This is a genomic window from Paenibacillus sp. S29 (genome assembly GCF_049319765.1).
Classification (GTDB): Bacteria; Bacillota; Bacilli; order Paenibacillales; family Paenibacillaceae; genus Paenibacillus; species Paenibacillus polymyxa_B.
The window spans coordinates 113,659-126,789 of the sequence record NZ_JBMOUI010000011.1; the positions used below are offsets into that span (position 1 = coordinate 113,659).

Consider the following 13,131-nt stretch of genomic DNA (forward strand, 5'->3'; position numbering starts at 1 on the left):
GCCGGGCCTTAGGCTCGGTCTCTTTACTGTTTTTGGAAGATGAACTATACTTTTCGAGGATAGATCTAAAAATCACCTCATAGTAACTTTATGTGGAAAAGAGGAATATACTTGAGCTTACTTAGTTCAATATTGGTCGGAATTGTAGCTCTGGAGCATGTGTACATTCTAATATTGGAAATGTTTCTGTGGACGACTCCGCGGGCGATGCGTACGTTCGGCACCTCGAAGGAGCTGGCGGAAGCAAGCAAATCCTTGGCTGCAAATCAGGGGCTGTACAACGGCTTTTTGGCAGCCGGATTGGTGTGGGGCTTGTTCTATCCGGATACTGTATTCGGGCGGCAAATCCAATTATTCTTTGTCATTTGTGTGGTAGTGGCTGCGTTGTATGGTGCATTAACTGCCAATAAGTCTATTTTATTAAAGCAAGGCCTGCCTGCCATCCTGGCCCTAATCAGTTTGTGGATACTCTGAAGACACCCTTAACGGGTGTCTTTTTCTAGATTCGATCACATAATGTCTGGAATGCTAATGACAAGGGGAATAAACAGTTTTTGATCGATTGTAAATCCGACTATTCCGATTTATAATAAATTTATTACATACTAAGAGGACACGGGGGCTAGAGCGATGCGTCGTAATTTGACTGGTGTATTGGTATTTATTGTATTGATGTTGGTTGTAAGTGCATGCTCCGGCGGGAATTCTGGATCTACGTCTGAGACGAATGGGAATACACCCAGTACAGCTACCACAACAGCTGATAACGGACAGCCTAAAGATGGCGGCAGCCTGATCATTGGCGTACAAGCTGATCCGGTGGTGCTGAATCCGAATTATGCGGGTGATCGGGTAAGTCTGACGATAGATCAGGCGATATTCGCACCATTGTTTCAAGTGAACAATGGCAAAAAGACATTTTATTTGGCAGACAGTCTGACTCCTTCAGCAGACAAGCTGACTTATACACTAAAACTGAAAAAAAATCTGACTTGGCATGATGGCGAGAAGCTGACAGCTGACGATGTTGTTTTCACCATTAACAAAATTTTGGACGAGAAGCAGCACAGCTTTTTGAGAAGTAATTTTATGGTTAATGGCAAACCGGTTCAGGCGAGCAAGGTTGATGATACAACAGTGGATTTCAAGCTTCCTCAGCCAGCTCCCGCTTTTGAGGCAGCACTGGTACAGGTATCCCCGATTCCGAAGCACATTTTCGAGAATGAAGCGGATATTGAGAAGAGCACAAAAAACAACTCTCCGATTGGATCTGGCCCTTTCAAATTTAAAGAGTACAAAACCGGTGAGTACGTTACACTCGAACGGTTCGATAACTATGTTGGCGGAAAGCCGCATCTGGATTCAGTAACATACCGGATTGTTAAAGATTCAAATGCTGCGAATTTGGCCCTTCAAAATGGTGAGATCAATGTAAACTATCTCGATCCGCAAAATGTGGAGACCATTAAAGCAACAGATAAGTTTGACATTTTCCCTTACAGCGAAGGTCGCTTGGCTTATCTGATGTTTAATGAAAACAGTGATACGAAGCAGTTGAACAAAAAAGAAGTGCGGCAGGCGCTTTCTTATGCACTGAATCAGGATGAGTTGATTCAAGTCTCCTATGGCTCCAAAGATTATGCAGATACTGCGAAATCTGCTCTGACACAGGATGTACTGTATCACACGAATGACGTTGCATTTTTCAATAATGATGTGAACAAGGCAAAAGAGCTGCTGAAATCGGCTGGCGCTGAAGGACTGAAGCTGCGCATTATCATTCCGGGCGGCAACAAGGTACAGGAAGCACAAGCGCTCTATATCCAGCAGAAGTTCAAAGATATTGGCGTTCAGCTGGACGTGAACAGCATGGATTCCTCGGCATGGTCGCAAAAATTCGTCGATACGAATGCCAAGGACTTCGATCTGGCGATCAGCGGCTATATCATGGGGTATGATCCTGACGCGTATCGTATTTTGTATAGCACCGGATCATCCTCCAACTATTCGCATTATTCAAATAAAGAAGTGGATAAGCTGCTGGAAGAGGGCGCGGGTGAGTCGGATACGACGAAACGTGGAGCAATTTATAAAAAGGTACAAGAGCTGCTGGCTGAGGATGCTGTCATCTACCCGATTGCTTACACCAAGACTATTGTAGCCTTCGACAAGCAGTATGGCGGTATTGATCAGGCTGTGTTAAAGCCGGTCGTGATTTTCGAGGATTTGTCCAAAATTTATCACAAATAAGACAGGGTTTTCAAAAATAAGCTGGGCTAACCAGCTTATTTTTTTCGAAAACAGCAAGGGGAAGGGAAACGTATGAGACAACTCATCGCCAGAAGGTTGCTGCAAGTTATACCGATGCTATTTTTTGTGTCCATCGTCTGCTTCGGCTTGATCAAGCTGGCTCCAGGTGATCCGGTTCTCTCTTTTGTTACACCGAATATGCATCTGGAAGACATTGAACGAATGAGGCATAGCTTGGGGCTGGACCAGCCCGCTTATGTGCAGTACATATTATGGCTTAAAAAGAGCCTGACGGGTGATCTCGGCTACTCGCTAATTAATCACCAGCCTGTGCTGGATCAGATTCTCGATCGTCTGCCGGCTACAGCCGGGTTGATGGGCGCCTCCATCATACTGGCTGTGCTGATTGCAATTCCGCTCGGTTTGACGGCTGCGGCTAATCGGAATCGCTGGATCGACAAGCTCATTAATCTGATGTCGTACATCGGAATTTCTGTTCCGCTATTTTGGCTCGGTATTTTACTTATTTATTTGTTTGCGATTTATCTGCATTGGCTTCCGAGTACAGGAATGCGTACCATCGGTACGGACTCGGTGCTAGATGTAATCAAGCATGGGATTTTACCATGTTTTGTACTGGCCTTCGGCTTTCTGTCTGTGTATGTGAGGTACATCCGTTCCAGCACGATTACGCAGCTCAAGGAAGAGTATGTGCAGATTCAATACGCGTTCGGATCTGGAAAAAGACTGGTTTTGTTTCGACATGTGCTTAAGCATGTGCTGTTGCCCATCATTACGCTGCTCGGAATGTCGGTTGCGGACCTGGTGGCTGGAGCCATTGTGACGGAGACGGTATTTTCCTGGCCGGGCATTGGCTCGCTGGGCATGACGGCGGTAAAAGGGATGGATTATCCCGTCATCATGGGGATTACTTTATTTTCCGCTCTGCTGCTGATCCTGGGTAATCTGCTTGCAGATATCTTGTATAGCATCGCGGACCCGAGAATTAAATCAACGAGGTGAATTCATGAATCGGAGCAAATGGCGCAACATCGGGAGCGAGCTGATGACGAGCAAAATGGGCGCCGTCGCCCTCATACTATTGATCGTATTCTCGCTGGGGGCGATTTTCGCATTTTTATCGCCGCAGGACCCGAATAAGTTGAACGTGCTGGAGCGTCTCCAACCACCGGGAGCGGCACACTGGTTTGGGACGGATGATTATGGGCGGGACTATTTTACAAGAGCACTGTACGGCGGACGTGTATCATTGCTGGTAGGCTTCGCATCCATGATTATTGCGACTAGTATCGGTGCAGTGGTAGGGGTTGTGAGCGGGTATTTTGGAGGATGGATCGACAATCTGCTTATGCGGGTTTTGGAGCTGATCATGTCAATTCCGTCTTTCTTGGTTATTTTGCTGCTGAGTGTGTTTTTGAAGCCGGGCGTCGGCAATATCATTGTCATTATCGCACTGCTCATGTGGATGAACATTGCCCGTGTGGTTCGTGCAGAGACAATGACGTTGCGCGAACGGGAGTATGTACTATACGCCAAAGCTTCGGGACAAAGCACGTTGGGTATTATTATGAAGCATATCGTACCGAATCTGATTCCGGTAATTATTGTAGGGGCAACGAACAATATCGCTTCAGCGATTATGATGGAATCGTCACTGAGCTTCCTTGGCTTTGGTGTTCAGCTGCCGAACGCTACGTGGGGCAGTATGCTGAATAATGCCCAAGGATATATTGCACAGGCCCCATATATGGCATTATTCCCGGGTCTACTTATATTACTGACTGTGTTGAGCTTTAATGTTTTGGGAGATGTGCTGCGTGTAGGCTTTGAACCCAAATTAGTAAAACGATGATTTATAGTTTCATAGATTCATAGTACAGGTCCATTACAAATGGCTCCAGGAGCGACAGGAAGGAGCGAAAACACAATGACAGGACATCTACTGTCCGTCGAACAGCTAGAGGTCTCCTTTTTCACTCGTGAAGGGGAAAATCAGGCAGTTCGAGGGGTTAGTTTTCATATTGATGCTGGAGAAACGGTAGGAATCGTAGGAGAATCCGGGAGCGGCAAAAGTGTTACAGCGAAAGCGATCATGTCGATGATTGCCCCGCCGGGCAAGCGGCTGAACGGCGATATCCGTTACCGGGGACAAAGCCTGACCGCTCTGACGGAAAAGCAATGGCGCAAAATACGCGGAAACCAGATTGCAATGGTTTTTCAGGACCCGATGACCTCGCTGAATCCGGTCAAAAAGGTTGGCTATCACCTGATCGAGGTGATTCGCAGACATCGAGGACTGAGCAAGGAAGCGGCTACGCAAGCAGCTGTAGAACTGCTGCGACAAGTAGGCATTACCGAGCCGGAGCGCCGAATGAACCAATACCCGCATCAATTCAGCGGCGGGATGCGCCAGCGGGTGATGATTGCCATGGCGCTCTCGTGCAGCCCGGATCTGCTGATTGCAGATGAGCCGACTACAGCGCTGGACGTAACGATTCAGGCGCAAATCTTGGAATTGCTCAAGACGCTAAAGCAGCAATCCGACATGTCCATTGCTCTGATCACCCATGATCTGGGCGTCGTCGCTCAGGTTTGTAGCCGTGTCATCGTCATGTACGGCGGTATGGTGATGGAGGAGGGACGCGTGGACGATATCTTTTATCGTCCGGGCCACCCGTATACGCAGGGCCTGCTGCGTTCTGTGCCCCAGCGCACGAACGGCTTTCGCGAGCGGCTGGTGCCGATTGAGGGCACGCCGCCGGACCTGCTGAACCCGCCATCAGGCTGTCCGTTCATGGAACGGTGCCCACACGCGTTTGCCCGCTGTGTAGAGCGGCCACCGATGGTGGAGCTGCGCCCGGATCAGCGAGCAGCCTGCTGGTTGAACGAGCCGGACGCAGTGCCTGCCGGAGTCTGCAAGACGCCGAAAGCGGGCCACGCGGAAGGAGGGAATGACGGTGAGTGAAGCAAACGATGTATTGGGTGAGCAACAGCCCTTGGTAGAGGTACACCAGCTTAAGAAGCATTTTGTAACCGCAAAGGATTTGTTAGGGCGTAGCTCTGAGGTGCTCAAGGCGGTGGATGGCGTGAGCTTTCAAATCAAGCGTGGCGAGACGTTCGGACTGGTCGGTGAGTCAGGTAGTGGGAAATCAACGGTTGGACGCTGTCTGACGCGATTATACGATTATACAGAAGGTACGGTACGCTTTGACGGTCAGGATATTTCCAAGCTGAACGATAAACAGCTCAAGCCGCTGCGTCGGCGTATTCAGAGCATTTTTCAGGACCCATATTCCTCTCTTAATCCGGGTATGAACGTGCTTGACCTGATCGGCGAGCCGATGGATATTCACAGATTGCATCAGGGTAGTGAGCGTAAAGATGCTGTAGTAGCTTTGCTTGAAAAGGTAGGGCTGAAGCGGGAGCATCTGTATCGCTACTCGCACGAGTTCAGTGGTGGGCAGCGCCAGCGGATTTCCATCGCTCGTGCTCTGTCCGTGAACCCCGAGTTCATCGTCTGTGACGAGCCGATTTCGGCACTGGATGTGTCCATCCAGGCGCAGGTCATTAACACGCTGGAGGATCTCCAGCAGGAGTTCGGGCTGACGTATCTGTTCATCGCCCATGACTTGTCGATGGTGCGACATATTTCAGACCGAATCGGTGTGATGTACCATGGGCGACTGGTAGAAGTAGCCGATGCAGATGAACTGTATGAGCAGCCCGCTCACCCCTACACGCAGGCGCTGCTATCCTCCATCCCTGTGCCTGATCCGAGAGCAGTCGGAGAACGGGAGGGACTGGGGGGAGGCTTGGCCCAACCAGACGGTTCATTAGTATGGGACAAGGATAACAACAGTACAACCGAGCTGAGAGAAATCAGTCCCGGCCATTATGTAGCATACCCGGTTAACCTTTAGGGTTAAGATCGGTTGTATGATGTGCATGACCCAAAGGAGGTAAAAAATGATGACTGAATCGACGACGAAAAGAGTACGTATTTCCCAATGGGACGCACTCTTGCTGGAATCATTACGCTCTTTAGGCTGGTCCCAAGAGGAATTAATCCGTCGGGTGCAGCAAAATGAGCTGCCAACGGACGGACCATCCGATTTTGATTATACAGAGCTTGTCACCGGGCTGGCGTCCCAAGAGCCGGAGGTGTTTGTCAGCGCAGTAACGGATGGATATCAGATCAAGTACAATACGATCCGGGGCATTCGTTCGTGGATTGCCGTTGCGTTCGGGCGGGAGCCTGAGCTGTCACTAGAGGAAGGAAGCGAAGCCGTTACATCCGAACTGACGAAGGCTGAGTATGATCGGCTTGGGCGGGTACTGTCATTAGGCTGGGTCATCCAGGAAGTACGTCCCGCGGCGGGCGAGACTTCAGGATTATACCGAATTGTACCTGCTTCACAGACGATTTAAATCATGGGGATGGAGTAACACCATTCACAAGAAATGGAAACGAGCTGACCGTGAAGGCCAGCTCGTTTTTTTAATACAATCCTTCTTCATCTTTTTTATTCAGCATAACCAGACTATTGTGAATAACCCGTGTCATGCAGTAAAAGCAGGCCATTCTGGCGGTTTGCATTATAGCTCCCAACAACATGGACATCGATTCCATATCGGAAAAGTGTCGGATAAGAATCCGATTAATAATTCCTTCACCAAACCAGACAAAATATAGCGGAACAATCATCTTTTGAATATAACGGGCTTTGCGCTCCAATTCGGGGTGGAGCGCAAAGTACCTGTAAATATGGGTGAATGTATTAGAGAATCCCCACAAGTTAATAAAAGGAATCATGCGAGCAATGGCTCCCACGGTACGAATCGGATAATCGGAATGCTTTTGCCGGATGGCTTTATGTACTTGAACTAGCCAGATCAGATAGGTTACAAAACACAAGTAGTACAGCACAAAGCTAAAAACTGTAAATTTTTGCTCTAGCTCGTATAGATGATCATAATAAAAATCATTTGCGTAGATATACATTAATGTAAAAATAAGGATGATAAATTCGCCTATAGTGCCCACTGCTAGTAAGGCTTGATGTACGCTGCCAGCTGTCTTGGATGGGAATGCTTTGGAATCTGGATCATTCAAGATGTACTTCCTCCCAATCTAGTTGCTTCAAATACACGATAGCATCCTCCAGTGTTTCTACGGGGATAATGCGTAACTTGAGTCCATGCTCCTTTTGAACTCGGGCAGCCTCTGCTTCGTTGCCTTCCTCACCGTACCATTCATAATCTGCCGGTACGAAAAATAGATCAACCTTTGCCGCCTCGGCTCCCAGCAGCTTTTGCTCCAGTCCACCGACTGATCCGACATCTCCGTATTCTTCCATTGTGCCAGAGCCTGCGATTTTGTGACGTCCGCCATCTGAAAAGTCGATATTATTGGCTTCCTCATACAGTCCGATACCTGTCATCAGACCCAAGGAATTTCCCGAAAGATCCTGCAAATGAGTCAATAGCTCCGCATAGCGAGCATCCTCCAATTTGTTAAGATTCGAGAAAGTCGCCGTAGCCCCAGCTGTGTCGCTGTCTACGCTTAATTCCGTCGCTGCATGTACGGCTTGCATGGCAGAATATTTTAGCGTGTCCGTCTCTGTAAGGTCCTTCAAATAAGAGTCCACTTCATCAGGGGCAAGAGGTTCAAATTTAATCGCTCCCCCAGATACATTTTCACTGGAATATACATTCCAACGCTCCAGGAGATTGTTAGCAATACCCGTTTGCACAGACGCGAAAAACACGCTTCCCTGAACGCCAAGATCTTTGACCGGATGCATTTCTCCCTGCAAAATATACTGCGCAGGCATAGGCCTTGTTCCAATAAAGGCAGCGATAGCGGGGATCAGCAGCAGCGCGAAGATGAGTATACGTTCTCTGTTTATGCCAAATATCTTTTTGAGGAGATATGGATTACGGCTTGGCACCTCATTCACAACCTTTCCAACTGTTCTCATACGGATATCATCGGTTGAAATGATTAGAAAGGTTACATTTTTCACCATAAATGACCGATAAGAGTATAGTAGTATTCATATTTTTTACGCTCTGCCAGATCATCAGACGCTCATTTTTTATGCTATATTTTATACATAAGGAAAATTTGAGAGTTGAGGTGCAGCATGACATCAATGACTATTGTCGAATCATCCGTCAAACCAGGATTAATGGCTTTTCAGGCAAGCACTGAAGATCAGGAGCAGGTTCAGGAGTTAATTTTAAAGACGGCCAGATGGCTGCACAGCAAAGGCTCTACGCAATGGGGACGCTTACTAAAAGGAAAAGATGATCATAACCTAGGCGGTGCTATTGCACGCGGAGAAGTGGTTATTTTCCGAGCATCAGAGGATCATGGCTTGGCAGGCGCAGTGATCTTGCAGCAGCAACCCAGTGCATGGGACCGTAAGTTGTGGGGACTAGACGAAACGGATTCTGAAGGAGGAACCTCAGTATATCTGCATCGTTTGGTTGTGGATCGCGATAGCACCGGGAAGGGGCTAGGCCGTGAGCTGATGCAATGGATTGAACGAGGCATCCACTTCACAGGCAAGGATCGAATCCGTTTAGACTGTATTGCGGGCAATGACAAGCTTAGCGAGTTTTACAGACAATGCGGTTATACGTATATAGGCGAAACGAACGGCTATAATATTTTTGAAAAGATGCTTATAAAGTCATAGAAAACGGAATCATACTGAAGGAATACGAAAGAAGGAAGCAGGTGAGCTGCATTCTTCTTTTTTTGTTGTATAGCCCTTTACTTTCCCTTGGTCGCTGTCATATCAGAGCCCCAAAAGAAAAAAATTTATATAAAAATGAAAATGGGGATATCGCGCCTCCCCCTCCTACATATGATGATAGGGAAAGTTTTGTAAGCGCTTCAAAATAAGGATGACATACAACCATGCGAAGCTACAGGAGGCGGTTAAGGTGGACAATTACATGAGCTGGATAAAGATTGGATTTTTTCTCAGCGTTCTGTTTTTACTTGCAGCGGCATGCAGTACTTCTCCCAAAATAGAGAACACAGAAGGGCAAAAAGTGCGACTTACGATGCAGGCTTGGGGTAATCCTGCGGAGGTGAAGGTGTATCAGCGGGCGCTGGATGCATTTGAAAAGGAAAACCCAAATATCGAGGTTAAGCTGGTGCCTGTACCGGGAGACCAATATGAGCAAAAGCTGTTGACACAGCTTCAGGGAAGTCGCGGACCGGATGTGTTTTATTCGTATGAATCGACGATTGCGCGTTTGATCGGGGCGAAGCAGGTACAGCCTTTGGGTGAGTTTTTAAAAAGTGATGCGAGTGATGTGAAGGCTGAGGATTTTCCGGAAGGATTGTGGGGACCGGCAAAGCGTGATGGGGAAATTTATGGGGTCACTCCCGACTCAAACCCGATGGTCATGTATTACAACAAAAAGGTATTTAAGGAAGCAGGCGTGAAGACGCCGCAAGAATACTATGACGAAGGCAAGTGGAATTGGGACGCCTTTGAAGAGGTTACATCCAAGCTGAAGGCAGCCGGAAAGCAGGGTTATATTGCGGAAAACTGGTGGGCTCACTGGTATTCATGGGTGTGGTCGAATGGCGGTCAGATCTTTGATGAACAAGGCAAATATGTGCTGGACCACAATGAAAAGGGCAAGGAAGCCTTCGGTTTTATGTACGATATGGTGAAAAAGGGAAATGCGGTATATCTCGGCTCGCTTCCCAAAGGGCAAGGGGCTGACGCGATGTTCATGTCCAATCAAGTCGGTATGCTGGCGGCGGGAAGATGGCTGGAACCCTTGTTTAGCCAAAATAAAAGCCTCGACTTCGATTATATCTACTGGCCATCCAATACCGGTAAGAATGAGCCCGTTGCCATTCCGGTTGCCTATGTAGCTGTAAACAAAAATAGTCCGCATGTGCAAGAGGCCATGAAGTTGGCAGCATTCTACGTCTCTGTGAAGGGGCAGGAGGCCCGGCTGGTTGAAGGTGGGAATGCCATGGGTACGCTTGCTGCCGCAGATGAGAGCATTATGAAAAAGGCGACAATTGAGCATTCAAGCTATTTGACCGAAGGACGTAACATAGGGCATGCTCATGGATCTGCACTGGCCTATGATGCTCAGGTGCCAGGGCTGAACTCGGATATCACGGAAACCATCGATCTGATGTTCCTGGGCAAGCAGGATGCTGCGGCAACTATTGAAAAGTTGAATCAGATCATATCCAAGGCGGTCAAGTAGGCACGGGGTGGGTCGTGACCGGGGAGGAAGGTGACAAGATGCAGAAAAAGCATCAAGCGCTGTGGGGCTATCTATTCATTGGCCCCCAGTTTTTGGGTCTGTTATGTTTTTCGCTGTTGCCGTTGCTATATGCACTTTACTTAAGCTTTGTAAACTGGGATGGATTTGGCGTACCCTTGTTTGTCGGCTTGGACAATTTCAAGGGCCAATTATCTGATCCTGATTTTTGGAAGGCACTCATCAATACGATGTACTATATGGTGCTGGTCATTCCGGCGGGGATTATATTGGCTCTGCTCGTAGCCATCGTGCTCAACAAAGTGAAGGGCAAGGAATTTTATCGCTTGTTCTTTTTCATGCCTGTCGTAACCAGTTCGGTATCGGTTGGTGTCATCTGGATGTGGATACTGAACGGCGAATTTGGCATTTTAAATCATCTGCTGCGAGCGATTGGGATTACAGGCCCGATGTGGCTTACCGATACGCAGTGGGTGATTCCGTCGATTGCGCTTTTGAGCATATGGCTGGGACTGGGATATAATATGGTCATTTTTCTGGCAGGACTCCAGGGTATCTCCAAAAGCTATTACGAGGCAGCCGAAATTGACGGGGCCAGCAAGTTCCAGCAGCTAAGGTATATTACATTGCCGCTGTTGTCACCGACGACCTTTTTTGTGACCATCATGATGGTCATCAGTTCTTTTCAGGTGTTCGATCAGGCGTTTGTCATGACGAATGGAGGGCCAGCTAAAGCAAGTTATACACTGGTGTACCACATTTATGATCAGGCGTTCATTGACTTCACGATGGGAGAAAGTGCTGCGGCAGCAATGATTTTGTTCGTGATCATTCTCGTATTTACACTGCTGCAATTTAAAATGCAAAAGAGGTGGGTGCACTATGGAGATTAGTTCCAGAGGTAGGGTATTCCTGCGCCATGTGCTGCTCGCTGTCGGCTCTTTAGTCATGTTTTTTCCATTCCTGTGGACTGTTCTCAGTTCCCTGAAGGATATTTCTCAAATTTTCGTCGTCCCACCTCAATGGATTCCTGATCCGTTCGTATGGAGCAACTATCCAGCCTCGCTGGAAGCGATGCCCTTCGTGCAGGCGTATATGAACAGCTTTTACATTACGGTGATCATCGTAACTGCGACGCTGATTAGCGCGTCTATGGCGGCGTATGCTTTTGCTAAAATCCGATTTCCGGGCTCGAATATACTGTTTATCTTGTTCCTCGCAACGATGATGGTGCCCAAGCAGGTGACGATGATTCCGCTATATTTGGTGATGGATCGCATCGGTTGGCTGGATACGCATTGGTCGCTGATCGTACCTGGAGCCTTGTTTAATGCATTCGCAGTGTTTCTGCTCCGCCAGTTCGTCATGGGTATCCCACGCGATCTAGAGGAAGCGGCGGTAATGGATGGGGCGGGCTACATTCGTATTTACTGGAGCGTCATTTTGCCACTCATTCGTCCGGCATTGGCGGCGATAGGGATTTTCACCTTTTTGGGTGCCTGGAACAGCTTTCTTGATCCGCTTATCTATCTCAATACACCGGAGAAATTCACGGTTCCGCTTTTACTTAACAATTTCAAAGGGTTATATACCGCCGATTGGTCACTGATGATGGCGGGTACCACCATTTCTGTCGTCCCGGTGCTAATCGTCTACATCATTGCCCAAAAGCAAATTATTGAAGGCATCACCTTGACGGGAATTAAGGGGTAGGGGCATCTCTCTACTCCTTTTTGTATTTTTTTCGGTACTGTAGTGGGGTGTGCCCAGTAAGGTGCTTGAATACACGACCAAAGTGAGCGATGCTGTCAAAACCCGTTTTTTCAGCAATGGAAGTCACTTTCCAGCTCGTTTCTCTTAAATACGCCCGAGCCTGCTGGACCCGCACATCCTGAAGATATTCTACTAAGGTAAAACCTGTTGTCTGCTTGAAAATACGGCACAAATACGTGCTGCTAATATAAAAATGCTCAGCCAGCTGATCTAGCGACAGGCTCTCGTCATAATGAGCATGCAGGTATGCGATGACCGAGTACACGCGCTGCTGCTTTTCGCTACGTTCCGGTGCAATGGTATCGGCAGTGGCCGATTGTATGCGCCGGATGCGGATAAGGAGCTGGAGTAGCAAGCTCTGGAGATATAGCTGGCGGTAGGCATGTTCTTGGTGGTATTCATCTAGCATTTGCCGGAATAGGTGTTCCAGCTCGCATTGTTCTTCCGCGGAGGGGCGAAGCAGAAAGCTTTTCTCTGGCAGAAGAAGCTGGTTCTGATCGCTGGAGGGAGAGACGGTCATTGACGAGGCTGCAAATTCTTCATCAAAGTTAATCAAAATCCGTTCATGGCTACCGCTACCCTTGTTACTCGTACGGTGAAAATCATGTTTGCTGATCCAAATCAGATCGCCCTTCTGGAGGGCGTATACTCGCTGATTAATGTAGTAGTAGCGCTCTCCTGCCAGCAAATAATAGATTTCGTGCGCTTGGTGGACATGGTCGGCGGACATGCTGAATGGCACCTTCCGCAACGCTTGCTCGATGGCAAAACGGGGTGTAGCGATCATATCGATAGTCTCCTTTAATGAAAGAATAC

14 protein-coding genes are annotated in these 13,131 nt (G+C 48.0%); 11 read left to right on the forward strand and 3 right to left on the reverse strand.

Translation table 11 applies throughout. The annotated features are described in order from the left end of the window. Positions 1 to 111: 111 nt before the first annotated feature. The 7 genes from ACL9RM_RS18630 (at position 112) to ACL9RM_RS18660 (ending at position 6,699) form a co-directional block, all read left to right on the forward strand. Positions 112 to 474, forward strand: a complete 363-nt coding sequence (locus ACL9RM_RS18630) for a DUF1304 domain-containing protein (RefSeq protein ID WP_061831915.1) — start codon at positions 112 to 114, stop codon at positions 472 to 474. A gap of 156 nt (positions 475 to 630) precedes the next feature. Continuing rightward, the gene (locus tag ACL9RM_RS18635; RefSeq protein ID WP_250259869.1) at positions 631 to 2,250 is read left to right on the forward strand and encodes an ABC transporter substrate-binding protein; all 1,620 of its coding nucleotides are present in this window, start codon (positions 631 to 633) and stop codon (positions 2,248 to 2,250) included. Positions 2,251 to 2,322: 72 nt separating this feature from the next. Continuing rightward, a complete protein-coding gene (locus ACL9RM_RS18640) occupies positions 2,323 to 3,273 on the forward strand; it encodes an ABC transporter permease (protein ID WP_023986565.1) in 951 nt (316 codons plus the stop codon). Between the two features lie 4 nt (positions 3,274 to 3,277). Continuing rightward, positions 3,278 to 4,123: an ABC transporter permease gene (locus ACL9RM_RS18645; protein ID WP_250267208.1), complete on the forward strand. Its 846-nt coding sequence runs from the start codon at positions 3,278 to 3,280 to the stop codon at positions 4,121 to 4,123. A gap of 75 nt (positions 4,124 to 4,198) precedes the next feature. Beyond that, complete coding sequence (locus ACL9RM_RS18650; protein WP_250267209.1) at positions 4,199 to 5,236, forward strand: ABC transporter ATP-binding protein; 1,038 nt, start codon at positions 4,199 to 4,201, stop codon at positions 5,234 to 5,236. Beyond that, positions 5,223 to 6,191, forward strand: a complete 969-nt coding sequence (locus tag ACL9RM_RS18655) for an ABC transporter ATP-binding protein (RefSeq protein WP_250267210.1) — start codon at positions 5,223 to 5,225, stop codon at positions 6,189 to 6,191. The genes ACL9RM_RS18650 and ACL9RM_RS18655 overlap by 14 nt, the downstream gene beginning before the upstream one ends. Positions 6,192 to 6,240: 49 nt before the next feature. Beyond that, positions 6,241 to 6,699: a hypothetical protein gene (locus ACL9RM_RS18660; RefSeq protein WP_250268989.1), complete on the forward strand. Its 459-nt coding sequence runs from the start codon at positions 6,241 to 6,243 to the stop codon at positions 6,697 to 6,699. Positions 6,700 to 6,769: 70 nt separating this feature from the next. Here ACL9RM_RS18660 and ACL9RM_RS18665 read toward each other — a convergent pair whose 3' ends face one another. Both ACL9RM_RS18665 and ACL9RM_RS18670 read right to left on the reverse strand, forming a co-directional pair. Then, positions 6,770 to 7,384: a mitochondrial import inner membrane translocase subunit TIM54 gene (locus ACL9RM_RS18665; RefSeq protein WP_250267211.1), complete on the reverse strand. Its 615-nt coding sequence runs from the start codon at positions 7,382 to 7,384 to the stop codon at positions 6,770 to 6,772. After that, positions 7,377 to 8,300, reverse strand: a complete 924-nt coding sequence (locus ACL9RM_RS18670) for a hypothetical protein (protein ID WP_250267212.1) — start codon at positions 8,298 to 8,300, stop codon at positions 7,377 to 7,379. The genes ACL9RM_RS18665 and ACL9RM_RS18670 overlap by 8 nt, the downstream gene beginning before the upstream one ends. A gap of 117 nt (positions 8,301 to 8,417) precedes the next feature. On the opposite strand from ACL9RM_RS18670, the gene ACL9RM_RS18675 reads away from it, so the two are divergent. The 4 genes from ACL9RM_RS18675 to ACL9RM_RS18690 all read left to right on the forward strand — a co-directional run bounded on the left by ACL9RM_RS18675 (position 8,418) and on the right by ACL9RM_RS18690 (position 12,255). Further along, positions 8,418 to 8,975: a GNAT family N-acetyltransferase gene (locus tag ACL9RM_RS18675; RefSeq protein WP_250267213.1), complete on the forward strand. Its 558-nt coding sequence runs from the start codon at positions 8,418 to 8,420 to the stop codon at positions 8,973 to 8,975. 250 nt (positions 8,976 to 9,225) lie between these two features. Beyond that, positions 9,226 to 10,524 (forward strand): ABC transporter substrate-binding protein, encoded by a 1,299-nt coding sequence (locus ACL9RM_RS18680; RefSeq protein ID WP_061830761.1) that lies wholly within the window; start codon positions 9,226 to 9,228, stop codon positions 10,522 to 10,524. Between the two features lie 38 nt (positions 10,525 to 10,562). Beyond that, on the forward strand, positions 10,563 to 11,435 hold the full coding sequence (locus tag ACL9RM_RS18685; RefSeq protein WP_250267214.1) for a carbohydrate ABC transporter permease: 873 nt from the start codon (positions 10,563 to 10,565) through the stop codon (positions 11,433 to 11,435). Next, on the forward strand, positions 11,425 to 12,255 hold the full coding sequence (locus ACL9RM_RS18690; RefSeq protein WP_013308340.1) for a carbohydrate ABC transporter permease: 831 nt from the start codon (positions 11,425 to 11,427) through the stop codon (positions 12,253 to 12,255). The genes ACL9RM_RS18685 and ACL9RM_RS18690 overlap by 11 nt, the downstream gene beginning before the upstream one ends. Before the next feature lie 10 nt (positions 12,256 to 12,265). Here ACL9RM_RS18690 and ACL9RM_RS18695 read toward each other — a convergent pair whose 3' ends face one another. After that, positions 12,266 to 13,102 carry a helix-turn-helix transcriptional regulator gene (locus ACL9RM_RS18695; RefSeq protein ID WP_235306965.1) on the reverse strand — a complete coding sequence of 279 codons (837 nt, stop codon included), beginning with the start codon at positions 13,100 to 13,102 and terminating at the stop codon, positions 12,266 to 12,268. Positions 13,103 to 13,131 lie beyond the last annotated feature (29 nt).